Source organism: Jiangella rhizosphaerae (genome assembly GCF_003579925.1).
In the GTDB taxonomy this organism is placed as follows: Bacteria; Actinomycetota; Actinomycetes; order Jiangellales; family Jiangellaceae; genus Jiangella; species Jiangella rhizosphaerae.
This window is the reverse complement of sequence record NZ_QUAL01000224.1, coordinates 1-1,151: the sequence shown is the minus strand read 5'-3', so window position 1 is coordinate 1,151 and position 1,151 is coordinate 1. Positions and strand designations below refer to the sequence as shown.

Annotated in this window: 1 pseudogene; it reads left to right on the top strand. The window is 75.8% G+C overall.

The window, feature by feature from the left end:
* Window positions 1-1,151, top strand: a pseudogene (locus DY240_RS22600) (hypothetical protein); the annotation flags it as partial.

Sequence of the window (1,151 nt, the reverse complement as noted above, 5' to 3'; positions counted from 1 at the left end):
GGTGCCGGGCGCCGGGCAGCTCGCCGACGGGGGAGCCGAGCTCGCCGCCGGCCTGCAAGGACGCCTCGCACCCGGCGCGTCGCAGCTGGCCGACGGCGCGACCGACGCGGCCGCCGGCGCCGGTCGGCTGGCCGAGGGCCTGGAGACCGCGGGCGACCGCGCGCCGGAGCTGATCGGAGGCCTGGAGCAGGTCGGGTCCGGCCTGGACCGCGTCGACGCGGGCCTCACCCGGCTCTACGACGGCATCGGCGGGCTACCCGAGCAGGCGCAGCCGCTGGTCGACGGCATCGACCGGCTGCGCGCCGGTATCGGCGACGTCGACGAGGACGGGACGCTGCTCGGCGGCCTGGAGCAGATCCGGGTCGGGCTGGAGGAGCGCGCGGTCCCGGCGCTGCGGCAGATGGCCGACGGCGTCTACAACGAGTCGGCCTCCGAGCCCGGCGCGTACCAGCGACTCGGCTGCGCCGTCGTCGTCCTGCAGGACATCGCCGACCGGAAGACCAGCGGGTTCGGGCCGCCGTGCTACACGCCCGAGCAGGCGATTCTGCTGAACACCGGGCGTCCGGCGCTCGGCTACGACGTGGACGTGATCACCGACCAGGTGCTCGCCGGACTGCGCGACCAGCTCGCCGACGGTCGCAGCGGCCTGGCCAACCCGGACGACCCCATGGACGACACCACGCTCTACGGCGGCCTCAACACCCTGGAGGCGGCTCTGACCAGCGGCGACGGCGTCCTGGCCGGTTTGCTGCGGCTCCAGTGCGGGCTGTCCAACCGAGCCGCCGACGTCTGCGACCGCGACGAGCCGGGGCTGCTGCAGGGCCTGAACCTGCTCGACGAGGGCGTCGGCCAGCTGGTCAGCGGCGTGGTCGGCTCCGTGCAGGGCGGCATCGGCGAGCCCGACGACACGCCGGCCGACGAGACCCTGCGCGGCGGCGTCAACGGCCTCAGCGACGGCGTCGACCAGATCATCGCCGGCGGCAACTCACTGATCGCCGGGCTGATGCAGCTCACCGACGGCGCGCACCAGCTGCACGACGGCAACCTGCGGCTGTCCGACGGCGCCGGCCAGCTCGCCGCGGGCGCGGCCGAGGCGGCCGACGGGGCGGGGCGGATCGCCGACGGCGCCGGCCAGCTGGAGGACGGCGCTC